The sequence below is a fragment of the Pseudomonas sp. W5-01 genome, assembly GCF_046540435.1.
Classification (GTDB): domain Bacteria; phylum Pseudomonadota; class Gammaproteobacteria; order Pseudomonadales; family Pseudomonadaceae; genus Aquipseudomonas; species Aquipseudomonas graminis_B.
In genome coordinates this window covers 1-25,997 of the sequence record NZ_JAXCIP010000005.1, presented here as the reverse complement: position 1 = coordinate 25,997, position 25,997 = coordinate 1, and the positions used below count along the sequence as shown (strand labels likewise).

The window sequence follows — 25,997 nt, the reverse complement described above, 5'->3', positions numbered from 1 at the left end:
ATGAGCGTGGAAAGAATCACCCACAGACTGGCGCCCTGGTTGCTACCGGTCCTGCTGTTGGCGATATGGCAACTGGCGGTCAGCGCGGGCTGGCTGTCAACCCGCATTCTGCCGGCGCCTAGCGCTGTGATTGAGGCCGGCGTTACGTTGGTACGCAGCGGCGAAATCTGGACCCATCTGGCGATCAGTGGCTGGCGTGCCGGTATCGGCTTTGCCATCGGCGGCGGGATTGGTTTGGCGCTCGGCTTCATCACCGGGCTGTCGAAATGGGGCGAGCGCCTGCTCGACAGCTCTGTGCAGATGATCCGCAACGTGCCCCATCTGGCGCTGATTCCGCTGGTCATCCTGTGGTTCGGCATCGACGAGACCGCGAAGATATTTTTGGTCGCGCTGGGCACGCTGTTTCCGATTTACCTGAACACCTATCACGGCATTCGCAACATCGACCCGGCGCTGGTGGAAATGTCCCGCAGCTACGGTTTGAGCGGCTTCGGGCTGTTCCGCCACGTGATTCTGCCGGGCGCGATGCCTTCGATTCTGGTCGGTGTGCGGTTTGCCCTGGGCTTCATGTGGCTGACCCTGATCGTCGCGGAAACCATTTCCGCCAGCTCCGGCATTGGCTATCTGGCGATGAACGCCCGGGAGTTTCTGCAGACCGACGTCGTAGTGCTGGCAATCGTGCTTTATGCCGTCCTCGGCAAACTGGCAGACCTCGCGGCGCGTGGTCTGGAACGGGTCTGCCTGCGTTGGCACCCGGCGTATCAAGTGGCTAAAGGTGGCGCGCAATGAGCAATCTCCAACAACCGGCAAACCTGTTGCGCGGGATTCCCTTGCAGGTCCGCAAGCTGAAGAAAACCTTCGGCTCGCGGGAGGTATTGAAAGACATCGATCTGCACATCCCGGCCGGGCAGTTCGTCGCCGTCGTGGGCCGAAGCGGTTGCGGCAAGAGCACCTTGCTGCGCCTGCTGGCGGGCCTCGATCAGCCATCGAGCGGCCAATTGCTGGCCGGTAACGGCTCGCTGTCGGATGCGCGGGAAGACACGCGACTGATGTTCCAGGAGGCGCGCTTGCTGCCCTGGAAAAAGATCATCGACAACGTGGGCCTTGGCCTCACCGGCGACTGGCGCGGCAAAGCACTGGAAGCGCTGGAGGCAGTGGGTTTGGTGGAGCGCGCCAATGAATGGCCGGCGGCGTTATCGGGTGGGCAAAAACAACGTGTGGCGCTGGCCCGTGCGCTGATTCACCAGCCACGCTTGTTGCTGCTCGACGAGCCCCTTGGTGCGCTGGATGCCCTGACCCGAATCGAGATGCAGCAGCTGATCGAAAACCTGTGGAAGAAGCACGGCTTCACCGTACTGCTGGTGACCCACGACGTCAGCGAAGCGGTCGCCATTGCCGACCGGGTCTTGCTGATCGAAGAAGGCCGCATCGGTCTTGATTTACAGGTTGATCTGGCCCGTCCAAGGGCGCGTGGCTCCTACCGACTGGCCGCGCTGGAAACCGAAGTGCTCAACCGCGTGTTGTCGCTGCCCGGCAACCCGCCCGACCCCGAACCGACTTCACCGCTGCCCACGCAATTGCGTTGGGCCAACTAACTCCAGAGGCAATCACGCCCCCGGAACTGATCTCACAAAGGAAGCCTTACCATGACTATCAAAGCCATCAACGTGCGTAACCAGTTCAAAGGCACCATCAAGGAAATCGTCACCGGCGACGTGCTGTCCGAGATCGACGTGCAAACCGCTTCGGGCGTCGTCACTTCCGTCATCACCACCCGCTCCGTGAAAGAGCTGGAACTGGTGGTCGGCAGCGAAGTGATCGCTTTCGTGAAGTCCACCGAGGTGTCGATCGCCAAGTTGTGATCGATGCTGAATCGCAAGCGCGCTCCTACGCAGCGCTCAATGGATGCACGTTATTGCTCTATTGAGCGCTTCGGCAAATACGGCGGCAGGTACAAACCCAGATACGCATCAAACACCCGCAATCCTTCCTCGGCCATGCGCGGGGTAATCGCGTTGTGCAGTTGCACCGAGCGCGCGTACACCCGATCTGCAAGTTCCAGCGCCAGGGCAAACACTTCGACATCATCGGGCAGCGTCGGCAGTTGAAAATGCCGGGCGAACAGCTCATGCATGAGGTTGCCCAGTTCAATGTCGTGCTGACGATCCGCCTGGGTGACTTCGGTCAGACCGTGCTGGGCGAGGATCAACTGCCGCGCGGCGGCGTCGTCGCTGTAGATCGCGAGCATGCGCGATTCCACCACGTGCGACAGGTCACGCCACTGATTCAACCGATCATGATCGATGGGCTGCTGCAGGCTTTCGCGAAACGCTTCGTGGACATCGGCCGTCAGCGCTTCGAGCAGCGCCGGGACGCTGGCGAAGAAGTGATACACCGAAGAGGGCGGGATCTCGGCGCGCTCGGCGACGCTGTAGATGGAGAGGCTCGCCACGCCGTCCGAGGCCAGCAGCGCACGTGCGGCATCGAGGATCGAGTCGATCCGCGCCTGACTGCGTGCACGAGGTTTGCGGGGCGGGGCAAGGCGGGTCATCAGTGCTCTCTCGGTCGGGGCCGACGGCATTCTACAGTGGCAGCCGGGAGATTGCCTTCCCGGCTGAAGCCGGTCCCACAGGGTGTCCGCGCAGCTCATGAATGAAAAACGCCACCGATTCTCTCGAAAAGGTGGCGTTTTCTTAACCCGTGCAGCCATCACACCGTGTGCAGATACCAGTTGTACTCGAGGTCAGAGATGGAGTGCTCGAACTCCTCCAGCTCACTTTCCTTGCACGCAACGAAGATATCGATGTACTTCGGATCGATGTACTTGGCCATGACTTCGCTGTCGTCCAGCTCGCGCAGTGCATCACGCAGGTTGTTCGGCAGGCTTTGCTCGTTCTGCTCGTAGGAGTTGCCTTCCACGGGAGGGCCGGGCTCGATCTGGTTGGTCAGGCCGTGGTGAATGCCTGCCAGCACCGATGCCATCAGCAGATACGGGTTGGCATCCGCACCGGCAACCCGGTGTTCAATACGTACCGAATCGGCGGTACCGGTCGGTACGCGCACGGCCACGGTCCGGTTGTCCAGACCCCAGCACGGCGAGTTCGGAACGTAGAATTGAGCACCAAACCGGCGGTACGAATTGACGTTCGGGCAAAGGAACGCCATCTGCGCGGGTAGGGTCTCGAGCACACCGCCGATCGCATGACGCAATGCGGCGTTCTGCTCGGGATCCTCACTGGTGAAGATGTTTTTGCCATCACGATCAAGGATCGAAATGTGCACGTGCAAACCGTTGCCTGCCTGGCCTGGATAAGGCTTGGCCATGAAGGTGGTGTCCATCTCATGGTCGTAGGCGATGTTCTTGATCAGGCGCTTGAGCAGCACCGCGTAATCACAGGCTTTCAGCGCGTCGGCGGTGTGGTGCAGGTTCACTTCGAACTGCGCCGGAGCACTTTCCTTGACGATCGCGTCGGCAGGGATGCCTTGCTCTTTCGCACCTTCCAGAATGTCCTGGAGGCAGTCGACGTACTCGTCCAGATCGTCGATCAGGTAAACCTGTGTCGAGTGCGGACGTTTGCCGGAAATAGGCGAGCGCGGCGGTTGCGGGCGGCCGTTCACGTTTTCCTGATCGATCAGGTAGAACTCAAGCTCGAATGCAGCGCAGATGGTCAGGCCCATCTCGTCGAACTTGCTGACAACCTGGCGCAGCACTTCGCGCGGATCGGCAAAGAAGGGCGTGCCTTCCAGCTCGTGCATGGTCATCAGAAGTTGTGCGGTAGGACGCTTCTGCCAGGGCTCATTGCAGAGAGTGTCGGGGATTGGATAGCAGATTCGGTCAGCGTCACCGATGTCCAGACCCAGACCGGTGCTTTCCACCGTCGAGCCGTTGATATCCAGTGCGAATAGGGAAGCTGGGAGGTTGATGCCTTTCTCGTAAACCTTATGAAGGCTGGTGCGTTCGATGCGCTTGCCGCGCACCACTCCATTCATATCTGCAATCAGAAGGTCAACGTATAGAACCTCAGGATGTTCCTTAAGGAACGCGTTCGCTTCGTTGAGCTGAACGGCACGCGGGGGTACCGACATGATGCAACACCTTTGTTGTTGAAAATATCAATCATCGAGCATTACGGGTTTCAGTCAATCCGAAAGGCCAGACGAAGTCAAGGGAGCCCTGATTTGCCCTAAAAGGGCGCCAAAAAGCCATTTTCGCCGCACTTTAGGGCAAATGTGAGGCACCTAACGTGATGCAAACTGCGGGTTTGAGCAGGGCGTGTTTTATTTTTTACGGGCGTGTTGTGGAAAAAAATGAACAACGCTAAGCTCGATTGCAACCCATAACAGCAATAATACCGGGGGTCCCATGCTTCGCCTTCCGCTGATCGGCCTTACCGCCTGCACTCAGCCATTCGGGCACCGGCTTTTCACTTCACACGCTTTCAGTGTAGCGGTCCAGCCAGCGCGGCGGGCGCTGCGCATGTCTCTGCGTGGCACCTCGACACCTTACTCTTTATCCACGCCCCCATTCCACCGGGCGCGTCTTTTGCTTCGGCTGACTGACCCGGCCCAGGCTGTCTGCGGCATCCGCGACCGCGCGTTTTGCACAAGCACGACTATCTTTGAGTCTTCCAGGCATGTGGCGATGCCTGAATTCAACATGCGACACCCTGACGCCAGCGCTTCAAAGAACGCCTGACCGCCATGACGGCGACCAGGAATTAAAACCCTGAGGTATTTATGAGTACCAACCTCGACCAGCTCACCGATTGGTTGAAAGAACACAGGATTACCGAAGTCGAGTGCATGATCGCCGACCTCACCGGTATCACACGGGGCAAGATTTCACCGACCAACAAGTTCATTGCCGAGAAGGGCATGCGCTTGCCGGAAAGCGTATTGCTTCAGACCGTGACGGGCGATTACGTCGAAGACGACATCTACTACGAATTGCTGGACCCCGCAGACATCGACATGTTTTGCCGTCCTGACCAGAGCGCGGTGTTTCTGGTGCCCTGGGCCATCGAGCCGACTGCGCAGGTGATTCACGACACCTACGACAAGCAAGGCAACCCCATCGAGCTGTCCCCGCGCAACGTCCTCAAGAAAGTGCTCAAGCTCTATGCCGACCAAGGCTGGCAGCCGATCGTTGCGCCGGAGATGGAGTTCTATCTGACCAAGCGCAGCGACGACCCCGACTACCCGCTACAGCCACCGGTGGGTCGCTCGGGTCGTCCGGAAACCGGTCGTCAGTCGTTCTCGATCGAGGCCGCCAACGAATTCGACCCCCTGTTCGAAGACGTCTACGACTGGTGTGAACTGCAGAACCTCGACCTGGACACGCTGATTCACGAGGACGGCACGGCACAGATGGAGATCAACTTCCGTCACGGCGACGCGCTGTCTCTGGCGGACCAGATTCTGGTGTTCAAACGCACCATGCGCGAAGCCGCCCTCAAGCACGATGTGGCCGCGACCTTTATGGCCAAGCCCATGACCGGCGAGCCCGGCAGCGCCATGCACTTGCACCAGAGCATCATCGACATCGAGACCGGCAAAAACATCTTCTCCAATGAAGACGGCACGATGAGTCAGCTGTTCCTGCAGCACATCGGTGGACTGCAGAAGCTGATCCCCGAGCTGTTGCCGCTCTTCGCGCCCAACGTCAACTCTTTCCGCCGCTTCCTGCCGGACACCTCTGCGCCGGTAAACGTGGAGTGGGGCGAAGAAAACCGCACCGTTGGCCTGCGTGTGCCTGATGCCGGCCCGCAGAACCGTCGCGTGGAAAACCGTCTGCCCGGCGCCGATGCCAATCCCTATCTGGCCATCGCTGCCAGCCTGTTGTGCGGTTTCATCGGCATGGTCGAGGGCCTCAACCCCAGTGCTCCCGTGGTCGGTCGTGGTTACGAACGCCGCAACCTGCGCTTGCCGTTGACCATCGAAGACGCGCTGGAGCGCATGGAAAACAGCAAGACGGTCGAGAAGTACCTCGGCAAGAAATTCATCACCGGCTATGTCGCGGTCAAGCGCGCCGAGCACGAGAACTTCAAGCGTGTGATCAGTTCGTGGGAGCGGGAATTCCTGCTCTTTGCCGTCTGACGTCCCGGGGCGTCGCCGGACTCCCAGTGAGTCGACGGCGCTCCACACGCGATACCACAATGGAGTGATTCATGAGTTCCAACAACCCGCAAACCCGCGAATGGCAAGCCCTCAGCAGTGATCATCACCTGGCGCCGTTCAGCGATTTCAAGCAGTTGAAAGAGAAAGGCCCGCGCATCATCACCCACGCCAAGGGCGTTTACCTCTGGGACAGCGAAGGCAACAAGATCCTCGACGGCATGGCCGGGCTCTGGTGTGTTGCTATCGGGTACGGTCGCGAAGAACTGGCGGATGCTGCCAGCAAGCAGATGCGCGAACTGCCCTATTACAACCTGTTCTTCCAGACCGCTCACCCGCCGGCACTGCAACTGGCCAAGGCCATTTCCGACATTGCCCCCGAGGGCATGAACCACGTGTTCTTCACCGGTTCAGGCTCCGAAGGCAACGACACGGTGCTGCGTCTGGTGCGTCACTACTGGGCGATCAAGGGCCAGCCGAGCAAGAAGGTCATCATCAGCCGCGTCAACGGTTACCACGGCTCGACCGTCGCCGGCGCGAGCCTGGGCGGCATGACCTACATGCACGAGCAGGGCGATTTGCCGATTCCGGGCATCGTGCACATTCCGCAGCCTTACTGGTTCGGTGAAGGCGGCGACATGACCCCCGACGAGTTCGGCGTCTGGGCGGCCGAACAGCTGGAGAAGAAGATTCTCGAACTGGGCGTGGACAATGTCGGCGCATTTATCGCCGAGCCGATTCAGGGCGCCGGCGGAGTCATCGTTCCGCCCGACACCTACTGGCCGAAGATCAAAGAGATCCTGGCCAAATACGACATCCTCTTTGTGGCCGACGAAGTCATCTGTGGCTTTGGCCGCACCGGCGAATGGTTCGGCAGCGACTTCTACGACCTCAAGCCTGACCTCATGACCATTGCCAAGGGCCTGACCTCCGGCTACATCCCCATGGGTGGCGTCATCGTGCGCGACGAAGTGGTCAAGGTGCTGAACGAGGGCGGCGACTTCAACCACGGTTTCACCTACTCCGGTCACCCGGTGGCAGCAGCCGTGGGGCTGGAGAACATTCGCATTCTGAGTGAAGAAAAGATCGTCGAACGGGTGAAGTCTCAAACGGCACCCTATTTGCAAAAGCGTCTGCGCGAGCTGAGCGATCACCCGCTGGTGGGTGAGGTGCGGGGCGTCGGCATGCTGGGCGCTATCGAACTGGTGAAGGATAAGGCGACTCGGGAGCGCTATGTCGGCAAAGGAGCAGGCATGATTTGCCGCACTTTTTGCTTCAACAATGGCCTGATCATGCGGGCCGTGGGCGACACCATGATCATCTCGCCGCCGCTGGTGATTACCTCCGCCGAGATCGACGAGCTGATTGAAAAGGCGCGCAAGTGCCTGGACCTGACGCTTGAGTCATTGCAGGGCTGAATTTTTATCGGGAAATTGCCAGACTGTCCGCCGTCTAGACGCCGCTTACATAAAAAACACTGGAGCCGTACGAATGAAGAAATTTGGCAAAACCCTCCTGGCCTTGTCCCTCATGGGCGCAGTGGCCGCCGCTGCACACGCCGATGACAAAGTCCTGCACGTCTATAACTGGTCCGATTACATCGCACCCAACACCATCGCCGATTTCGAGAAAGAGTCGGGCATCAAAGTGGTGTACGACGTGTTTGACAGCAACGAGACCCTGGAAGCCAAGTTGCTGGCCGGTAAGTCGGGTTACGACATCGTCGTACCGTCGAACAACTTCCTGGCCAAGCAGATCAAGGCCGGCGTCTACCAGGAGCTGGACAAGTCCAAGCTGCCAAATTACAAAAACCTCGACCCTGCCTTGTTGAAAGCTGTGTCGATCAGCGACCCGGACAACAAGCACGCATTCCCGTACATGTGGGGCTCGATCGGCATCGGCTACAACGCTGAAAAGGTCAAAGCCGCCCTGGGCGCTGATGCACCGGTCAACTCGTGGGACCTGCTGTTCAAGCCAGAAAACGCTGCCAAGCTGAAAGGCTGCGGGATCAGCTTCCTGGACTCGCCAACCGAAATGCTGCCAGTGGCGCTGCATTACCTGGGCCTGCCGACCGACAGTCAGAAGAAGGAAGACCTGCAGAAGGCCGAGGATCTGTTCAAGAAGATTCGTCCTTCGATCACCTACTTCCACTCGTCCAAGTACATCTCGGACCTGGCCAACGGCAACATCTGCGTCGCCGTGGGTTACTCGGGTGACATCTACCAGGCCAAGGCGCGCGCTGAAGAAGCGGGCGGCAAGGTCAAAGTCAGCTACAACATTCCGAAAGAAGGTGCAGGCAGCTTCTACGACATGGTCGCCATCCCGAAAGATGCCGAAAACGTCGAAGGCGCCTACAAGTTCATGAACTTCATCCTGCAACCGAAGGTAATGGCTGAAATCACCAACTCCGTTCACTTCCCGAACGGCAACAAGGCGGCCACCGAGTTCGTCGACAAGGACATCACGTCTGACCCGGGCGTATACCCGCCAGCGGACGTTCTGGCCAAGTTGTACGCGATCGCCGACTTGCCGGCGGCGACTCAACGCCTGATGACCCGCAGCTGGACCAACATCAAATCGGGTAAATAAGCCTGACCGGGTGCGTCGTCCTGTACGGCGCACCCGTGGGAGCGAGCTTGCTCGCAAATGCTGACTGCTTCAAATGAATGCAGGACTGACACACCGCAATCGCGAGCAAGTTCACTCCTACAGGTTTTGCGTCAGCCGTCATGACACCCGCGTCACAAAAAGTTTTTTTGCGAGAAGGGTTTATCGAAGGTAAGTTGCGCGCCGGATGTGTCACAGGCAGTCGTCACTGTCATCGGTACGGGCAACAGGCCCACCTACTAAAAAAGGACTGCACACGTGTCTATTTCTTTATTTTCAAAAGGCTTGCTACTCGGGGCCGGGCTTACGCTCGCCGCCGGTGCCTACGCGGATTCCACCGTTCGCATTTATAACTGGTCCGATTACATCGGCACCACAACGCTGGAGGACTTCACGTCCAGCACCGGGATCAAGACCAAGTACGACGTCTTCGACTCCAACGAAACCCTGGAAGGCAAGCTGCTGGCGGGCCACACCGGGTATGACGTGGTTGTGCCGTCCAATCACTTCCTCGGCAAACAGATCAAGGCCGGGGCGTTTCAGAAGCTCGACAAATCGCAGCTGCCCAATTACGCCAACCTCGACCCGGAACTGCTCAAGCGCCTGGAGAAGAACGACCCGGGCAACCAGTACGCCGTGCCGTACCTGTGGGGCACCAACGGCATCGGCTACAACGTCGACAAGATCAAGGAAGTGCTGGGCGTCGACACCATCGATTCCTGGGCCACGCTGTTCGAGCCCGAGAACATCAAGAAGCTGCAGAAATGTGGCGTCGCGTTCCTCGACTCGGCTGACGAGATGCTGCCCGCAGTCCTCAACTACATGGGGATGAATCCGAACAGCACCGACGAGAAAGACTACAAGGCGGCCGAAGCCAAGCTGCTCAAGGTCCGCCCGTACGTGACCTATTTCAACTCGTCCAAGTACATTACTGACCTGGCCAACGGCGACATCTGCATCGCGGCCGGTTTCTCCGGTGACGTCTTCCAGGCCAAGGCCCGTGCCGCAGAAGCCGGCAAGGGCGTCAAGATTGCCTACTCGATCCCGAAAGAGGGCGGCAACCTGTGGTTCGACATGCTCGCCATTCCTTCGGATGCGCCGGACGTGAAGGCCGCTCATGCGTTTATCAACTACATCCTCAAACCCGACGTGATCGCCAAGGTCAGTGACCAGGTGGGTTACGCCAACCCGAACCCGGCTTCGGGCGCTTTGATGGATCAGGACATTCGCAACGACGAGGCGGTTTATCCTTCGAAGGACATACAGGCGCGCCTGTACGTCAACTCCGAGCTGCCGCCCAAGATCCAGCGCATCATGACGCGCAGCTGGACGAAGATCAAAACCGGTAAATAAAGACCTTGGCGCCCGACCCCATTGGCCGGGCGCAAAAACAGTTGGGAGTTTCACCCATGGCAGTTGCCTCCGGCGCCTACAAGAAATCCCTTGAGGGTGGTCAGCAACCGAAACAGGTGCTGGTCAAAATCGATCGGGTCACGAAGAAGTTCGATGAGACGATTGCTGTGGACGACGTGTCTCTGCAGATCAACAAGGGTGAAATTTTCGCCCTGCTCGGCGGCTCCGGCTCGGGGAAATCGACCCTGCTGCGCATGCTTGCCGGCTTCGAACGCCCGACCGAAGGGCGCATTTACCTCGACGGCGTCGACATCACCGACATGCCGCCGTACGAACGTCCGATCAACATGATGTTCCAGTCCTACGCGTTGTTTCCGCACATGACTGTGGCACAGAACATCGCTTTCGGTCTGCAGCAGGACAAACTGCCCAAGGCCGAGATCGAAGCGCGGGTCGCCGAGATGCTCAAACTGGTGCAGATGACCCAGTACGCCAAGCGCAAGCCGCATCAGTTGTCCGGCGGTCAGCGTCAGCGTGTGGCACTGGCGCGTTCGCTGGCGAAGAAGCCGAAACTGCTGCTGCTCGACGAGCCCATGGGCGCGCTGGACAAAAAACTGCGTTCGCAGATGCAGCTGGAGTTGGTGGAAATCATCGAGCGCGTCGGCGTGACCTGCGTGATGGTGACCCACGACCAGGAAGAGGCCATGACCATGGCCGAGCGCATCGCGATCATGCACCTGGGCTGGATCGCGCAGATCGGCAGCCCAATTGATATCTACGAAACGCCGACCAGCCGCCTGGTGTGCGAGTTCATCGGTAACGTCAACCTGTTCGACGGTGAAGTCATCGAAGACATGGAAGGCCACGCCCTGATCAGCAGCCCTGAGCTGGAGCGCAAGATCTATGTCGGCCACGGCGTCACCACGTCAGTGGAAGACAAGCGCATTACCTACGCGCTGCGCCCTGAAAAGCTGCTGGTGACCACCGAACAGCCGTCATTCGAGCACAACTGGTCCCGGGGCAAGGTACACGACATCGCCTATCTGGGCGGTCACTCGGTGTTCTATGTGAAGCTGCCGTCGGGCAAGCTGGTGCAGTCGTTTGTCGCCAACGCCGAGCGCCAGGGCACACGGCCGACCTGGGACGACGAAGTCTTCGTCTGGTGGGAAGACGACAGCGGCGTGGTGTTGCGCTCATGAAAATCCGAAAGATAAAACGGGCTTTCAATCGAATAAAACCCACCGGGCGCCAGGCCGTTATCGGCGTGCCGTTCCTTTGGCTGTTTCTGTTTTTCGCGCTGCCGTTTCTGATCGTTATCAAGATCAGCTTCGCTGAAGCCGATGTAGCGATTCCGCCGTACACCGAGATCTTCACCTTCGTCGAGCAGAAGCTCGACATCGTGCTCAACTTCGCCAACTACGCGCTGTTGACCAGTGACGACCTGTACATCTCGGCGTATCTCGGCTCGTTGAAGATGGCGTTCATCAGCACGGTGTTGTGCCTGTTGATCGGCTATCCGATGGCGTACGGCATCTCCATCGCCCGCAAAGAAATACAGACGGTGTTGCTGCTGTTGATCATGATGCCGACCTGGACCGCGATCCTGATCCGCGTCTACGCATGGATGGGCATCCTCAGCAACAACGGCCTGCTCAACGCTTTCCTGATGTGGCTGGGCGTGATCAGCGAGCCGTTGCAGATCCTGAACACCAATCTCGCGGTGTACATCGGCGTGGTGTATTCGTATCTGCCGTTCATGATCCTGCCGCTGTACGCGAATCTGGTGAAGCACGATCAAAGTCTGCTGGAAGCCGCATCGGACCTGGGTTCGAGCACCTTCAACAGCTTCTGGAAGATCACCGTACCCCTGTCCAAGAACGGCATCATCGCTGGCTGCATGTTGGTGTTCATTCCGGTGGTGGGCGAGTTCGTCATCCCCGAACTGCTGGGCGGCCCCGAGACGCTGATGATCGGTAAAGTGCTGTGGCAGGAATTCTTCAACAACCGTGACTGGCCGGTAGCGTCGTCGCTGGCGGTGGTGATGCTGTTGATCCTCATCGTCCCGATCATTCTGTTCAACCGCAGTCAGGCCAAAGAGCTGGAGGGCAAGGCATGAGAGGCTTCCGATTCTCGAACCTGATGTTGTTGCTGGGCCTGATCTTCATCTACGCGCCCATGGTCATTCTGGTGATCTACTCGTTCAACGCCTCCAAGCTGGTAACAGTCTGGGGTGGCTGGTCGGTGAAGTGGTATGTCGGGCTGCTCGACAACACGCAATTGATGAGCGCGGTCATGCGCTCGCTGGAAATCGCCCTCTACACGTCAATCGCTGCCGTGGCGCTGGGCACCATGGCGGCGTTCGTGCTGACGCGCATCACCCGCTTCAAGGGCAAGACGTTCTTTGGCGGCCTGGTCACCGCGCCACTGGTGATGCCGGAAGTGATTACCGGTCTGTCGCTGTTGCTGCTGTTCGTGGCGATGGCGCAGTTGCTCGGCTGGCCCGAGGAGCGTGGCATCGTCACCATCTGGATCGCTCACACGACGTTCTGTGCGGCGTATGTGGCGGTGGTGGTGTCGGCGCGTCTGCGTGAGCTGGACATGTCCATCGAAGAAGCGGCAATGGACCTGGGTGCACGGCCATGGAAGGTGTTCTTTTTGATCACCATTCCCATGATCGCGCCATCGCTGGCAGCCGGGGCGATGATGTCCTTCGCGCTGTCGCTGGACGACCTGGTGCTGGCGAGCTTCGTCTCCGGCCCGGGCTCGACGACCCTGCCGATGGAAGTGTTCTCGGCAGTGCGCCTGGGCGTGAAGCCTGAGATCAACGCGATTGCCAGCTTGATTCTGCTGGCGGTGTCGATTGCGACCTTCCTGGTCTGGTTCTTCAGCCGCCGCGCGGAAAACAACCGCAAACGCGCGATCCAGCAAGCCATTGAAGAAGCCGCAGCAGACGGCTGGAAACAGCCGGACATACGCCGTGCGAAGGTGGTCGAGTCGGTTTGATAGTAGGACCGGCTTCAGCCGGGAAGAGGCCAGTGCGTGCGCTATGGATCTGCGGCGTAACGCACTACGCCTTCCCGGCTAAAGCCGGTCCTACAGTCGGTGTGCCAGGCAGTCAATGATCGTTCCCACGCTCTGCGTGGGAATGCATCTCCTGACGCTCCGCGTCACAGCGATGGACGCGGAGCGTCCCGGGCGGCATCCCCACGCGGAGCGTGGGGACGATCATCACTCACACGGGGTTAACGCCCCGGCACTAACCTCAATACCTCTTTGCTGTTGCCCGCCACATCCCCTTCACTGAACCGCTCCGGCACGTACTCGCCGTTGACGTAGCGTTGCGCCTGGTCGGCGTAGTGCTGGTCGAACAGCACGCCGCTCTGGCCCACCGGGTTAATGCCCAGAGCATGGGCCGGGTCGGCGAAGTCGATGAGGCGGCGCGTCGATGGCCCGTACGTCACCGGCCACGGCGCGGGGCCCAGGCTCGCTGACAGGTTGTTCGGCACCTCATGGGTACCGGGCGCCGCGAACGGCCCGACATTGAACAGCATGTCCAGCGGCGGCTGTTTGCCCAGCAGATGTTCGTGGGTCAGCGTGTGCGCCTTGCCCCACGTCCACTCATCCGGGTTCTGCCCGTACAGCGATTTCAAATGCGAGACCGCGGCATGCCAGGCGACCTTCACCGTGTTGTCGCGGCTCTCGGGCTCTCGAGAATGGCGATTGTTCCACCACGGCGAATTCGCGTCGGCCGCCAGTCGCGGCAGCGCCAGGTCAATGAGGCGGGTCGACAGCAGCGTGGTGAACAGCCCGTCGCTCAGCTCGTCATGGAAAGCCTCATCGGTCAGGTTGAACAGGAACTGATTGAACAGCGTCGCCCCCACCGAATCCACTGAGTAGTCACCGTTCCACGCCGCCATGCGCTCCAGCAAGTCGTGCTCCTCCGGCTCGCTCACCACCCGGCGCAGCACCGGAATCAACGGCGTGAGCATCTGTGCGGCGTAATCCGTCCGGGTGCCGAGCTGCAGCGCTTTGCTGTTCTCCAGATTCCATTTCACCTTGTCGTTGCTCAGTTGGTTATTCAGCTGACGACCGCGTTCGGGGAGATTGTAATAGCCCGGAATCTCCATCCCCGTAGTTGACACCGGCTGGAAGTTCGCCGAGACGATATAACCCCGTGTCGGGTTCTCTTCCTACGGGTTTGCGCTGAAAGGGTAGAAGCCATTCTTGTCAGCCTGCTCGGAGGCGCCGTCGAGAATGAACGTCGGATTGACCCCCGCAGGCCGCCTGGGCAACTGTGCCGCAGCCCACCAGCCGATATCACCCCTGGCGTTGGCGTAAACGACGTTCAGGCCCGGCGACTGAATCTTCTCGGCGGCGCTGCGCATCTTGTCCAGCGTGTCGGCGCGGTTGGCTTCATAGAAGCCCTGGAGGATCGGGTTGTCCGACTCGAGGAACGACCACCACATCGCAATCGGCGTACCGCTCGGCTGTTGCGCAGCAGGGGCGCCCAGCGCGTCATTGACGATCGGGCCGTGGGGTGACTGCCGCAGGGTCAGGGTGACGGGAGGTTCGCCCTTGACCTCGATCTGTTCGGTGCGGGACGTCATGTCCACCCAGGCGCCGTGATACCAGACTTGATCGGGATTGTCGGGGTTGGTTTTCTCGGCGATCAGGTCCAGATCATCGTTCTGGAACATGGTCAGGCTCCAGCCGAAGTCCAGGTTGCGGCCGAGCAGGGCGAAGGGGTTGAGCGCCTGAAAATGCCCGTATAGCTCAAAACCCGGAGCGGTGAGCTGCGCTTCGTACCAGACCGCCGGTACCGAGAAACGAATGTGCGGATCACCCGCCAGCAGCGGTTTGCCACTCTGGGTGCGGCTGCCGGAGACCGCCCAGGCATTGCTGCCCTCGAACTGCGGCAGGCCGGCTTTCTCCAGTGCCTGCTGGCTGAGCAGCGCCAAGTCATTTAGGCCTTTCCAGTCGTTGCCGGTCAGCACAGGCGTTTGATTGCCCCCGGAAGACTGCCCAAGCGCGCCTTTGGGCTGCCAGTCCAGATCGAAGATTTTCAGGTATTCCGGGCCCAGTTGATCCCGCACATAGGTCATCAATGGCTCGGTGCGAAAAGCGGCCGCGAAGCTGTACGCCAGATACCCGCCGACGCTGAGGGTGTCTTGCGCCGTGAACGGCCGCTCGCGAATGCCCAGCACGTCGAACTCGATCGGTTTGGGATGTGTCGCCTGATATTGGTTGATGCCGTCCAGATACGCCTGCAGCGCCTTCCACGCCGGCGTGTTTTTGTCCTGGCGGGCGACGTAGGCATCGGCGTGTTCGCGGATACGCAGGCTGCGGAACAGCTTGTCGGTGTTGACCAGCTTGGGGCCAAGGACTTCAGCGAGCTCCCCGCGCGCCAGCCTGCGCAGGATTTCCATCTGGAACAGGCGGTCCTGAGCGTGGACGTAGCCCAGCGCGCGGTACAGATCGTCCTGATTGTCGGCGCGAATATGCGGCACGCCCCGCTCGTCGTAACGCACGGTGACCGGGGCCTGCAGCCCGGTGAGGCTCATCTTGCCATCGCGGACCGGCTGCTTGCCGTGGATGTACCACGCGCCTGCGCCCCCGATGAGCACCAACAATGCGACGACGACGTAAAGGCTGCGTTTCATCCGGGGGCTCAAATGAGAATCGGGAAGGTTTTGCAGGCTACAGATTTGTCTCGCGACTGGGTAGACGGAGCGCCCATGGATTTAAGTGGCGCAACTTGCCACGCCGCTGCGGACAGATGACACTTCCGTGCGGCCGCTTCCTACACTCCCTCATCTGGAATTCCGATGTCCGACACGTTCGACCCCGACCATTTGCGTGCTGAGCTCTTGCCGCTGAGCACGTTGCAGGCGCCATCTGAAGAGGCCCAGGCTTATCAGCGTTTCTACGGTTTGAATGCGCTCGGGCCCAATGGCGCGACCAGTAGCCGGATCGGGCGCGTTGAAGTGGGCGGCTACGACATCGTCACGCAGCTGTGGGTGCCTGATCAGCCGGTCGGGACGCTGGTGCTGATGCACGGCTTTTACGATCACGTCGGGCTGTACCGTCACGTCATCGACTGGGCGTTGGGGCTTGGGCTGGCGGTGATTGCCTGCGACTTGCCGGGCCATGGACTGTCCAGTGGGGCGCGGGCGAGCATTACCGACTTCGCAGAGTATCAGGCGGTGCTGGATCGGCTGTTTGTCGAAGCCGAGCGCCTCACGCTGCCCAAGCCGTGGCACCTGTGCGGGCAAAGCACTGGCGGCGCGATTGTCATCGACCACTTGCTTCATCATGGCGATGCCAGCCCGGCGCAGGGTCAGATCATCCTGCTGGCGCCGCTGGTGAGACCCCGTGGCTGGGCCTTGTCGAAACTCAGCTATTACCTGCTGCGCGGCTTCGTCAAAGCCATCGACCGGCGCTTCAGCGAAAACTCAAATGCCCCGACCTTTCTGCCTTTTCTGCTGGCGGACCCGTTGCAGCCGCGACGCTTGCCAACGGTGTGGGTGGGCGCGCTGGCGAAATGGATAGAGCGCATCGAACGCGCGCCGCGCAGCCGCCGCAGCCCGCTGATCGTGCAGGGCGAGTCAGACATGACAGTGGACTGGAAACACAATCTGCCGGTGCTCAAGGACAAGTTCGCCGAGCCGCAGATCTTCATGCTGCACGACGCGCGTCACCATCTGGTCAACGAGTCACCGGAGCTGCGCGCGCGGTTTTTTGAGTTTCTGACCCAAAGGATGGGGTAGGGCGCCAAGAGCAGCCTTGCCGGCTGACATGGCGAATGCAGGACCGGCTTTAGCCGGGAAGGCTTGAGTCGTCACACCGGAGGATGGAGGGTGTGCCAACAGTCACCTTCCCGGCTGAAGCCGGTCCTACCAACGTCATTTGACCGTCTGCCCGACCGCCAATCCCGCGCGAACGGCTGCCAGCGCCGCCTTGTAATAGGCCTTGCCTTCGTTGGACTCGGCAAAGGTCGCGAACTCGTCCAGCTCGCCGTCCGACAGGTCGCGGTACACATAAAGCAGCGTGTTGTTCACGTCCTTGCCGATCTGCCCCATGAGCCGCTGACGCTGACTGTCGAGCATCGCCTGGGTCGTTCCGCCGCCCATCAGGCCTGGAATCATCGAACTCAGACTGTCGGCAGCGACGCCTGCAATCGCCATGCTGACCTCAGCGCCGGCTTCCTTGGCGGGAAGGGCGTTGGCCAGGTGGCCGATGATCAGCAGACGATTGTCATCCGCCTGGATGTGCGGCAGGCCTTGGGCGTTTTTGGCCAGTTGGTCCGGGCGCGTGGCGGTGAGCTCGGCATTGACGATCTTGCGGCCAAGGGGCGACTGGAAAAACTGCAGCGCCGGGTTCGGGTCCTGCAGCGTCTGGCGCAGCATTTGCTCCCCGCGCTGGTCCATCGCCTGCGGCGCGAAACGCTGATTGCTGTTGCTCACCAGAGCGTCGAACACGGCCGGTGGAAGGCTGTTGCGGTAACGCTGCTGGGCGGCTTTGAGGGCATCGACAAAATGAGCGCGTTGTTCCGGCCAGCCGGCGAGCGTGTACAGCTGATCGTGGCCGTCTGCCCAGGCGGGCAAAGTGCAGAACATCAACAGCAGGAAAAACAGACGGCGCATTAGAGACTCCTGTCGGCAGGCCGCCATTCTCGGTGGGGCAGCGGGGATTTGTCGAGTTAACACTTGCCAGACTCCGCTAAAAACCTCAGGTTCGATCAGCGGTAGGGCAAAACCGCCGGGCGTATTCAAACCCGTAAAAATATTCCTCATTCGCCGGACTGCAGGCCCTGTCGGATTAATCGGCGTATGGATACTATGCGCGCCATGCGCATATCCCCTGATCACCCGCTGCTGTTGCGAATCGTCGACGACCTGGCCGAGCGTGGCTGGTCGCAGCAGAACATCTTCCTGCCCGACACCCTGACCCGCGAGCTGGCGCTTGAATGCCGCACGCGTGCCGTTCAAGGCGAGCTGGCGCCTGCTGCTGTGGGGCGCGGGCCGGCGCAGGAAGTTCGCGAGGGGATTCGCGGCGATCACATTCAGTGGCTGGAAGCGGGGCAGGCCGAGCCGTGCGATCGCTATCTGGACCTGATGGAGAGCCTGCGTCAGGCGCTGAACCGAGGCCTGTTTCTGGGCCTGGAGGATTACGAAAGTCACTTCGCGCTGTATCCGCCGGGGGCCTTCTATCTCAAGCACGTGGACCGTTTTCGCGATGACGACAAACGCATGGTCTCGGCGGTTGTTTATCTCAACGACGGCTGGTTGCCGGAGCACGGCGGCCAGTTGCGGATGTACCTCAAGGACGGCGTCGAGTATGACGTGCAGCCTACCGGCGGCTGTCTGGTTGTGTTCCTCTCGGGCGACATGCCCCACGAAGTCATGCCGTCCACCCGTGAGCGGCTGTCGCTGACCGGCTGGTTCAGGCGGCGCGGGAACGAGCCGTTCGAGTTGTAACTGGCTTGCTGTCCGTCTGCATCCGCCCAACATGAAATCTTCTACATCCAGCCACTCAGCGAAATACTTCGCGTCCAACCGCAGCTAAGGTAAAGGTCGTTCCTGAGCGGTTGGCTGTCGGATGAAGAGGCTTCAATCCCCGAACCCGCCAATCGCACATCGATAAAAACGGAGAGATCATGAAGACGTTATTCGCGAGAACTGCCCTGACTGGACTGCTGTTGGGGGCGAGCTTGCTGGCCCAGGCCGCCGACATGCCGCGCACTGCCTCCCCAGCGGGCGCAGAGGTTTACATCATCTCGCCGAAGGACGGCGCGACCGTCAACGGCGCATTCAAGGTGCAATTCGGTCTCAAGGGCATGGGCGTCGCGCCGGCCGGTGTGGACGTCCCGGACACCGGTCATCACCACCTGCTGATCGACGTCAAGGATCAGCCCGACATGACCGCGCCGCTGCCGACCACCGACAACATCCGCCACTTCGGCAAAGGCCAGACCGAAACCGAGCTGAACCTCACGCCGGGCCAGCACACCCTGCAACTGCTGGTCGGCGACAAGAACCACGTTCCGCTGAATCCACCGGTCGAGTCGCAGAAGATCACCATCACGGTGAAATGACACGCTGCAGAAGGGTGTCTTGCGCACAGCCGGCGTGTTGCCTGATTCGCGCACAAAAAAAGGAGACCCGAAGGTCTCCTTTTTTATCACCTTGGAACCAACGTCCTAGAACAGAACGCGGCTACGGATGGTGCCGTTGATGTGCTGCAGTTTCTCTTGCGCCAGATCGGAGTACTCGGCGTCGACGTCGATGACCACGTAACCGACTTTCTCGTTGGTCTGCAGGAACTGACCGGAGATGTTGATGCCGTTTTCCGCGAAGACCTTGTTGATCTCCATTAGTACGCCCGGGATGTTCTGGTGGATGTGCAGCAGGCGGTGCTTGCCCGGGTGAGCCGGCAGGGCCACTTCCGGGAAGTTGACGGAAGAAACCGACGTACCGTTGTCGCTGTACTTGACCAGTTTCTCTGCCACTTCCAGACCGATGTTGGCCTGGGCCTCAGCGGTCGAGCCGCCGATGTGCGGGGTCAGGATCACGTTGTCCAGGCCGCGCAGCGGGCTTTCGAACACGTCGTCGTTGGAGCGGGGCTCGACCGGGAACACGTCGATGGCCGCGCCGATCAGGTGCTGATCCTTGATCGCTTCAGCCAGGGCGTCGAGCTCGACCACCGTGCCGCGCGCTGCGTTGATCAGGATGGCGCCCTTCTTCATCGTGCGAATTTCTTTCTCGCCGATCATCCACTGGGTTTCGTTGGTTTCCGGAACGTGCAGGGTGACGATGTCGGACATGCCCAGCAGCTCGTTCAGGCTGGATACCTGAGTGGCGTTGCCCAGCGGCAGCTTGGTCAGGGTGTCGTAGAAGTACACCTGCATGCCCAGGCCTTCAGCCAGGACCGACAGCTGAGTGCCGATCGAGCCGTAGCCGATGATGCCGAGCTTTTTGCCACGAATCTCGAACGAATTGGCCGCGCTCTTGATCCAGCCACCGCGATGGCAGGAAGCGTTCTTCTCCGGGATACCGCGCAGCAACAGGATGGCCTCGGCCAGCACCAGCTCCGCCACCGAACGGGTGTTGGAGTAGGGGGCGTTGAACACAGCGATGCCGCGTTCGCGGGCTGCGTTCAGATCAACCTGGTTGGTACCGATGCAGAAGCAGCCGACCGCGACCAGTTTCTTGGCGCTGTCGAACAGTTCTTCAGTCAGTTGGGTGCGGGAACGAATACCGATGAAATGAGCGTCGGCAATCTTTTCCTTCAGTTCGGCTTCCGGCAGAGACTTGGTGTGGTACTCAATGCTGGTGTAACCGGCGGCCTTGAGGACGTCGACCGCGGACTGGTGGACGCCTTCGAGAAGAAGGAACTTGATCTTGCTCTTGTCGAGGGAAGTCTTGCTCATCTGCGTAAACCTGTGTCCCGGAGAGAAATGGCAGTAAGTGAAGCGCGCGCAAATCGGCCGAAAGCTCGATTGGCGGGGGGCGTATGCTAGCATATGCACCCCGCGAAACACCCCATTCCTGGACGTGAGCCGTTCTCAGGATGACCATGAATTGTTCGAGAGTTCTGTTGATGACCCATCCTGCGCTGATAGATGAGCTGAAGACCCTGGTTGAGCCCGGCAAGGTCCTGACCGACGCCGATTCCCTCGAAACCTACGGCAAGGACTGGACCAAACATTTCGCCCCGGCGCCCACCGCCATCGTCTTTCCCAAGACCACCGAACAGGTGCAGGCGATCGTCCGCTGGGCCAACGAACGCAAGGTTGCGCTGGTGCCGTCGGGTGGTCGCACCGGGTTGTCCGCCGCCGCCGTTGCCGCCAACGGTGAGGTGGTCGTCAACTTCGATTACATGAATCAGGTGCTCGAACTCAACCTGACAGACCGCACTGCCATCTGCCAGCCAGGCGTGGTCACCAAGCAGCTGCAGAATCTCGCCGAAGAAAACGGCTTGTATTACCCGGTGGACTTCGCGTCTTCAGGCTCCAGTAATATCGGCGGCAACATAGGCACCAACGCCGGCGGGATCAAAGTGATTCGCTACGGCATGACCCGCAACTGGGTCGCGGGCCTCAAAGTCGTCACCGGCAAGGGCGACCTTCTCGAGCTGAACAAAGACCTCATCAAAAACGCCACCGGCTACGACATGCGTCAGCTGTTCATTGGCGCCGAAGGCACGCTGGGGTTTGTGGTCGAAGCGACCATGCGGCTGGACCGCGCGCCGAAAAACCTTACCGCGATGGTTCTCGGTACCACCGATTTCAACGCCATCATGCCGGTGCTGCACGCGTTCCAGAGCAAGCTGGACCTGACCGCATTCGAGTTCTTCTCGGACAAGGCGCTGGCCAAGGTCATGGCGCGCGGTGACGTGCCGTCCCCGTTCGAAACCGATTGCCCGTTCTACGCACTGCTGGAATTCGAAGCGACCACCGAAGAAGTGGCCAACCACGCGCTGGAAACCTTCGAGCACTGTGTTGAGCAGGGCTGGGTGCTGGATGGCGTGATGAGCCAGAGCGAGCAGCAACTGCAGAATCTGTGGAAGCTGCGCGAATACATTTCTGAAACCATCTCCCACTTCACGCCGTACAAGAACGACATCTCGGTCACCGTTTCGAAGGTCCCGGCGTTTCTCACTGAAGTGGACGCGATCGTTGGCCAGCATTACCCGGATTTCGAAATCGTATGGTTCGGCCATATCGGCGACGGCAATCTGCACCTGAACATCCTCAAACCGGAAAACCTGAGCAAGGACGAGTTCTTTGCCAAGTGCGCAACGGTGAACAAGTGGGTGTTCGAGATCGTCCAGAAGTACAACGGCTCGATCTCCGCAGAACACGGCGTCGGTATGACCAAGCGTGACTACCTGCACTACAGCCGTTCGCCGGTGGAAATCGAATACATGAAGGCCGTCAAAGCGGTGTTCGACCCGAACGGCATCATGAACCCCGGTAAAATCTTCGCGGTGTAAGCGGTTCCCCCATTACAACAAGCTTCTCAGGAGCGCTCATGAGCTATCAGCACAAGTACGTCGACGGCACCAAGGTTCACTTTCCGCTCGGTAAAGTCGTCTGCATCGGCCGAAATTACGCCGAGCACGCCAAGGAACTGGACAACCCGGTACCGACCGAGCCATTGCTGTTCATCAAACCGGGCAGCTGCGTGGTCGGTATCGAGGGGGGCTTCAGCATTCCTCAGGACCGGGGTTCGGTGCACTACGAAGCCGAGATCGTCGTGCTGATCGGCAAGCCGCTGAGCAAGAACCCGAGCCGCGAAGAAGTCCTCGATGCGATCTCCGGCTTCGCTCCGGGCCTGGACCTGACGCTGCGCGACGTGCAGTCGAAGCTGAAAGAGAAAGGCCTGCCCTGGGAAATCGCCAAGTCGTTCGACGGCGCGGCGGTCATTGCGCCGTTCGTATCCGCTGACGCCTACCCCGATCTGACCGACATCGCGATTCGCCTGACCATCAACGGCGAAGTCCGTCAGGACGGCAACAGCAGCCACATGCTCAACCCGATCGTGCCGATGATCCAGCACATGGCCTCGCAGTTCTCGCTGCAGGCCGGCGACCTGATCATGACCGGCACGCCCGCAGGCGTAGGACCGTTCACTGTTGGCGATGAGATCGTGCTGGAGCTGACTGGCCAGAGCCGTTTCGAAAGCGACGTGCGCGGATGACACAGCGTAAAAGCCGTGCGCGTTTCCGCTGGTGGTGGTTGTTCGTTGCAGCGCTGGTAATTTTAGCCGGTCTGTCTTATGCGTGGCACTGGGACGATCGCGGCCTGTTGTGGCTGCGCGAGCGCAACGTCACGCAGGCCGAGCGCGCAGCGGGCATCTGGCTGCCGGATTACAAGGTCGACATCGACGCCAAGCCGCTGCCCGGCATGGAAGAGGACGAGGCCTCGGACCTGTCCTACGACCCGGCGACCAAAACCCTGTATTCGGTGATGGGCAAAAACCCTTTCCTTTCCGAGATCACGCTGACCGGCGACGTCATTCGCAAAATCCCGCTTGTAGGCTGGGGCAACCCCGAGGGTGTAGCCGTTCTTGGCGACGGCCTGATTGCCATCGTCGATGAGCGTCAGCACCTGATGACCATCGTCCACGTCACGCCTGAAACCAAAACCCTCAACATCGCCGACTTCCCCAAGTACGACCTGGGTCCCTCGAAGGATCAGAACAAAGCCTTCGAAGGCATCGCCTGGGACCCTCGGGATCAGCAGTTCCTGTTTGGCGAAGAGCGTCCGCCGGCGTTGTACAGCTGGAAGGCCGACGGCAGCAGCGAAGTGAAGGGCGAGAAGCGCAAGCTGATCAACGACAACCTGATCGTGCGCAATCTGTCGTCCCTGTACGCGGACCAGAGGACCGGGCATTTGCTGGTGCTGTCCGCCGAGTCGCACATGCTGCTGGAACTGGACGGCAAGGGGAATCAGGTCAGCTTCATGACGCTGCTGCATGGTTTCAACGGGCTGAGCCAGACCATCCCGCGCGCCGAAGGGGTGGCGATGGACGAGAACGGCACCATTTACATGGTCAGCGAGCCCAACCTGTTTTACACCTTCAAGCGGCAGTGACGCCGGGCCGGTTTCGACTTGATGGTCTGCCCACTTTCGCTTGAGCTCTGAAAAGGTGGAACGAGATGTCACATCGCTTTCAGTTTGGCTTCAGAATACGGTGATATTAAAGCCGCCCCACTGAAGTCGAGCCCCCTGCATGCGTCGTGTGTCCCCGTTCCAGAGCGTCCTGCTCACGTTACTTGTCCTGTTGATACTGACCGCGTCCTTTTTCGTGGCGCGCGAATACCGGGTCATCGAGCGGCTCTGGTTCAACTGGTACGTGTTCTGGCAATCCAGCGACGCGCAAGCGCTGGGCCTCGACGCCTATGAGGTCGAGATTGAGGCGCGGGCCATCGACGGCCTGACGGCTAACGTCTCGGCCCTCAGCTTCGATCCGCAACGCAAGACCCTCTTTACCGTGACCAACAAAAATCCCGAGCTGGTCGAGCTGAGCCTGGAAGGGCGGATTCTCAGACGAATTCCCCTGACCGGGTTCGGAGACGCTGAAGCGGTCGAATACATCAGCCCCGGGATTTACGTCATCAGTGACGAGCACAGTCAGCGGCTGATCAAGGTTCACGTGGATGACGACACGACATTCCTCGACGCCGCCGATGCCGAGCAGTTGACCCTGGGCATGGATGCCGGCGGCAATAACGGCTTCGAAGGCCTGGCCTACGATAATCAGGGCCGCCGCCTGTTCGTCGCCAAAGAGCGGCGGCCGGTGCAGATCATCGAAGTGCGCGGCTTTCCTGACGCCGGAACCCATTCCCCGAACATCCTGGAAGTGACGTCCAGCAAGCAGCGGGATGCCGGCCTGTTCGTCCGTGACCTTTCCAGTCTGCAGTTCGATGAGCGCAGCGGGCACTTGCTGGCGCTGTCGGATGAGTCGCGGCAGATTCTCGAGCTGGACACTGAGGGCAAGCCCGTCGCTAACGTGTCACTGACCAAGGGCAGCATGGGCCTGAGCAAAAGCGTGCCCCAGGCTGAAGGCATCGCCATGGGGGACGACGGCACGTTGTACGTTGTCAGTGAGCCGAACCTGTTTTATGTGTTCAAGAAACGCTAACCCGGCGCTGGATGTGGCGAGGTTGGGAGAGCTGCGCATCACGGGTGGGCGTGACCGAGATCCCCAGCCCACCGCTGTCCAGCAAAATCAGCCTTGCCCCGCAACAATCAGCGCTTGAGGGTTTTTACGCCTTCCTGGGTGCCCAGCAGCAGCAGATCCGCCGGGCGCGCGGCGAACAGGCCGTTGGTGACGACGCCGACGATGTTGTTGATCTGCGCTTCCGCTTCCACCGGGTTGGTGATGTTCATGTTGTGCACATCGAGGATGATGTTGCCGTTGTCCGTCAGCACGCCCTCGCGGTAGACCGGGTCGCCGCCCAGCTTCACCAGTTCTCGGGCCACGTGGCTGCGGGCCATCGGGATCACTTCAACCGGCAGGGGAAACGCGCCCAGCACCGGCACCAGCTTGCTGGCGTCGGCGATGCAGATGAAGGTTTTGGCCACAGCGGCGACGATCTTCTCGCGGGTCAGGGCTGCGCCGCCGCCTTTGATCAGGTTCAGGTGCTCGTCGCTTTCGTCGGCGCCGTCGACGTAAAACTCCAGGTCGCTGACCGTGTTCAGCTCATACACCGGAATGCCGTGGCCCTTGAGGCGTGCGGCCGTTGCGTCGGAGCTCGCGACCGCGCCGTCGAACGCGCCTTTGTGGAGGGCCAGCGCGTCGATGAAGCAATTGGCGGTAGAGCCGGTGCCCACGCCCACGACGCTTTTGTCGTCGAGCTTCGGAAGGATGAAATCGACGGCGGCCTGGGCAACGGCCTGTTTGAGTTGATCCTGGGTCATGCGAGGTGGGCTCCGGTTACAGGGAATAGCGATAGGTCCGAGGGCCGGCAGTATAACGACATGCCGTGGTCAAAGCCTGAGTCTTGATATGGTCGTGCGCCGGGCCGAGGGGTAGACTTCCGGGTCTTGCCCCTTCGCCAGCGATTCTTCCCCGATGCTCGAGCACTACGTCAAAAAGATCCTTAACTCCCGCGTGTACGACGTTGCCGTGGAAACCCCGCTGCACGCCGCTCGCCAGCTCTCCGAGCGCCTTGGCAACAACGTGCTGCTCAAGCGCGAGGACCTCCAGCCCGTTTACTCCTTCAAGATTCGTGGCGCCTACAACAAGCTGGCGCAGCTGAGCCCGGAAGAACTGGCGCGGGGCGTGGTGACGGCGTCGGCGGGCAACCATGCCCAAGGCCTGGCGCTGGCGGCGAAGACCTTGGGCGTGTCGGCCACCATCGTGATGCCGAAGACCACGCCGGAGATCAAGGTCGAAGGCGTGCGCTCCCGGGGC

Annotated in this window: 23 protein-coding genes and 1 pseudogene; 18 read left to right on the top strand and 6 right to left on the bottom strand. The window is 60.3% G+C overall.

Annotated elements, in window-relative coordinates; genetic code table 11:
* From ssuC to SLW75_RS16745, 3 genes are read left to right on the top strand one after another with little or no spacing between them, the layout of a single operon-like run.
* Positions 1–789: an aliphatic sulfonate ABC transporter permease SsuC gene (ssuC, locus tag SLW75_RS16755; RefSeq protein WP_122533999.1), complete on the top strand. Its 789-nt coding sequence runs from the start codon at positions 1–3 to the stop codon at positions 787–789.
* On the top strand, positions 786–1,595 hold the full coding sequence (gene ssuB / locus SLW75_RS16750) for an aliphatic sulfonates ABC transporter ATP-binding protein (protein WP_296313783.1): 810 nt from the start codon (positions 786–788) through the stop codon (positions 1,593–1,595). The genes ssuC and ssuB overlap by 4 nt, the downstream gene beginning before the upstream one ends.
* A gap of 51 nt (positions 1,596–1,646) precedes the next feature.
* Entirely contained in the window at positions 1,647–1,862 is a 216-nt protein-coding gene (locus SLW75_RS16745; RefSeq protein WP_037016233.1) for a molybdopterin-binding protein, read from the top strand.
* A gap of 50 nt (positions 1,863–1,912) precedes the next feature.
* Here the strand turns inward: SLW75_RS16745 and SLW75_RS16740 are convergent, their stop codons facing one another.
* Entirely contained in the window at positions 1,913–2,551 is a 639-nt protein-coding gene (locus SLW75_RS16740; protein ID WP_296313786.1) for a TetR/AcrR family transcriptional regulator, read from the bottom strand.
* Between the two features lie 158 nt (positions 2,552–2,709).
* Positions 2,710–4,086 (bottom strand): glutamine synthetase family protein, encoded by a 1,377-nt coding sequence (locus tag SLW75_RS16735; protein WP_065987362.1) that lies wholly within the window; start codon positions 4,084–4,086, stop codon positions 2,710–2,712.
* A gap of 651 nt (positions 4,087–4,737) precedes the next feature.
* Here SLW75_RS16735 and SLW75_RS16730 point away from each other — a divergent pair.
* The 7 genes from SLW75_RS16730 to SLW75_RS16700 all read left to right on the top strand — a co-directional run bounded on the left by SLW75_RS16730 (position 4,738) and on the right by SLW75_RS16700 (position 13,077).
* On the top strand, positions 4,738–6,096 hold the full coding sequence (locus tag SLW75_RS16730) for a glutamine synthetase family protein (RefSeq protein ID WP_037016227.1): 1,359 nt from the start codon (positions 4,738–4,740) through the stop codon (positions 6,094–6,096).
* A gap of 71 nt (positions 6,097–6,167) precedes the next feature.
* Positions 6,168–7,532, top strand: coding sequence for an aspartate aminotransferase family protein (locus SLW75_RS16725; RefSeq protein ID WP_410928165.1), 1,365 nt, complete (start codon positions 6,168–6,170; stop codon positions 7,530–7,532).
* Between the two features lie 73 nt (positions 7,533–7,605).
* Positions 7,606–8,703, top strand: coding sequence for a polyamine ABC transporter substrate-binding protein (locus SLW75_RS16720; protein ID WP_065987360.1), 1,098 nt, complete (start codon positions 7,606–7,608; stop codon positions 8,701–8,703).
* A gap of 276 nt (positions 8,704–8,979) precedes the next feature.
* Positions 8,980–10,074 (top strand): polyamine ABC transporter substrate-binding protein, encoded by a 1,095-nt coding sequence (locus SLW75_RS16715; RefSeq protein ID WP_065987359.1) that lies wholly within the window; start codon positions 8,980–8,982, stop codon positions 10,072–10,074.
* A 56-nt stretch (positions 10,075–10,130) separates the two neighbouring features.
* Positions 10,131–11,273, top strand: coding sequence for a polyamine ABC transporter ATP-binding protein (gene potA, locus SLW75_RS16710; RefSeq protein WP_065987358.1), 1,143 nt, complete (start codon positions 10,131–10,133; stop codon positions 11,271–11,273).
* Entirely contained in the window at positions 11,270–12,190 is a 921-nt protein-coding gene (locus SLW75_RS16705) for an ABC transporter permease subunit (RefSeq protein WP_065987357.1), read from the top strand. The genes potA and SLW75_RS16705 overlap by 4 nt, the downstream gene beginning before the upstream one ends.
* Positions 12,187–13,077 (top strand): ABC transporter permease subunit, encoded by an 891-nt coding sequence (locus tag SLW75_RS16700; protein WP_410934968.1) that lies wholly within the window; start codon positions 12,187–12,189, stop codon positions 13,075–13,077. Before SLW75_RS16705 ends, SLW75_RS16700 begins: the two co-directional genes overlap by 4 nt.
* 239 nt (positions 13,078–13,316) lie before the next feature.
* Here SLW75_RS16700 and SLW75_RS16695 read toward each other — a convergent pair.
* Positions 13,317–15,734 (bottom strand): annotated as a pseudogene (locus tag SLW75_RS16695) (penicillin acylase family protein).
* Between the two features lie 165 nt (positions 15,735–15,899).
* Between SLW75_RS16695 and SLW75_RS16690 the strand changes: the two are divergent.
* Complete coding sequence (locus SLW75_RS16690; RefSeq protein ID WP_410934967.1) at positions 15,900–16,841, top strand: alpha/beta hydrolase; 942 nt, start codon at positions 15,900–15,902, stop codon at positions 16,839–16,841.
* Positions 16,842–16,976: 135 nt separating this feature from the next.
* Here the strand turns inward: SLW75_RS16690 and SLW75_RS16685 are convergent, their stop codons facing one another.
* Entirely contained in the window at positions 16,977–17,717 is a 741-nt protein-coding gene (locus SLW75_RS16685) for a DUF2059 domain-containing protein (protein ID WP_065987353.1), read from the bottom strand.
* Positions 17,718–17,912: 195 nt separating this feature from the next.
* On the opposite strand from SLW75_RS16685, the gene SLW75_RS16680 reads away from it, so the two are divergent.
* Together SLW75_RS16680 and SLW75_RS16675 are read left to right on the top strand one after the other, a co-directional pair.
* Positions 17,913–18,551, top strand: coding sequence for a 2OG-Fe(II) oxygenase (locus SLW75_RS16680; protein WP_065987352.1), 639 nt, complete (start codon positions 17,913–17,915; stop codon positions 18,549–18,551).
* Positions 18,552–18,730: 179 nt separating this feature from the next.
* A complete protein-coding gene (locus SLW75_RS16675; protein WP_122622878.1) occupies positions 18,731–19,168 on the top strand; it encodes a DUF4399 domain-containing protein in 438 nt (145 codons plus the stop codon).
* A gap of 105 nt (positions 19,169–19,273) precedes the next feature.
* On the opposite strand, the gene serA is transcribed toward SLW75_RS16675, so the two are convergent.
* Positions 19,274–20,503, bottom strand: a complete 1,230-nt coding sequence (gene serA / locus SLW75_RS16670; protein WP_065987350.1) for a phosphoglycerate dehydrogenase — start codon at positions 20,501–20,503, stop codon at positions 19,274–19,276.
* 170 nt (positions 20,504–20,673) lie between these two features.
* Between serA and SLW75_RS16665 the strand changes: the two genes are divergently transcribed.
* The 4 genes from SLW75_RS16665 (at position 20,674) to SLW75_RS16650 (ending at position 24,722) form a co-directional block, all read left to right on the top strand.
* Complete coding sequence (locus SLW75_RS16665; protein ID WP_410935178.1) at positions 20,674–22,068, top strand: FAD-binding oxidoreductase; 1,395 nt, start codon at positions 20,674–20,676, stop codon at positions 22,066–22,068.
* A 38-nt stretch (positions 22,069–22,106) separates the two neighbouring features.
* Positions 22,107–22,775 (top strand): fumarylacetoacetate hydrolase family protein, encoded by a 669-nt coding sequence (locus SLW75_RS16660; protein ID WP_065987348.1) that lies wholly within the window; start codon positions 22,107–22,109, stop codon positions 22,773–22,775.
* On the top strand, positions 22,772–23,671 hold the full coding sequence (locus SLW75_RS16655; protein WP_410934966.1) for an SdiA-regulated domain-containing protein: 900 nt from the start codon (positions 22,772–22,774) through the stop codon (positions 23,669–23,671). Before SLW75_RS16660 ends, SLW75_RS16655 begins: the two co-directional genes overlap by 4 nt.
* Positions 23,672–23,810: 139 nt before the next feature.
* The gene (locus SLW75_RS16650) at positions 23,811–24,722 is read left to right on the top strand and encodes an SdiA-regulated domain-containing protein (RefSeq protein ID WP_296311403.1); all 912 of its coding nucleotides are present in this window, start codon (positions 23,811–23,813) and stop codon (positions 24,720–24,722) included.
* Between the two features lie 107 nt (positions 24,723–24,829).
* Here SLW75_RS16650 and rpiA read toward each other — a convergent pair whose 3' ends face one another.
* Positions 24,830–25,501, bottom strand: a complete 672-nt coding sequence (rpiA, locus tag SLW75_RS16645) for a ribose-5-phosphate isomerase RpiA (RefSeq protein ID WP_192130844.1) — start codon at positions 25,499–25,501, stop codon at positions 24,830–24,832.
* 154 nt (positions 25,502–25,655) lie between these two features.
* Between rpiA and SLW75_RS16640 the strand changes: the two genes are divergently transcribed.
* On the top strand, positions 25,656–25,997 hold a 342-nt coding region (locus tag SLW75_RS16640), incomplete at its 3' end, for a pyridoxal-phosphate dependent enzyme (protein ID WP_410934965.1).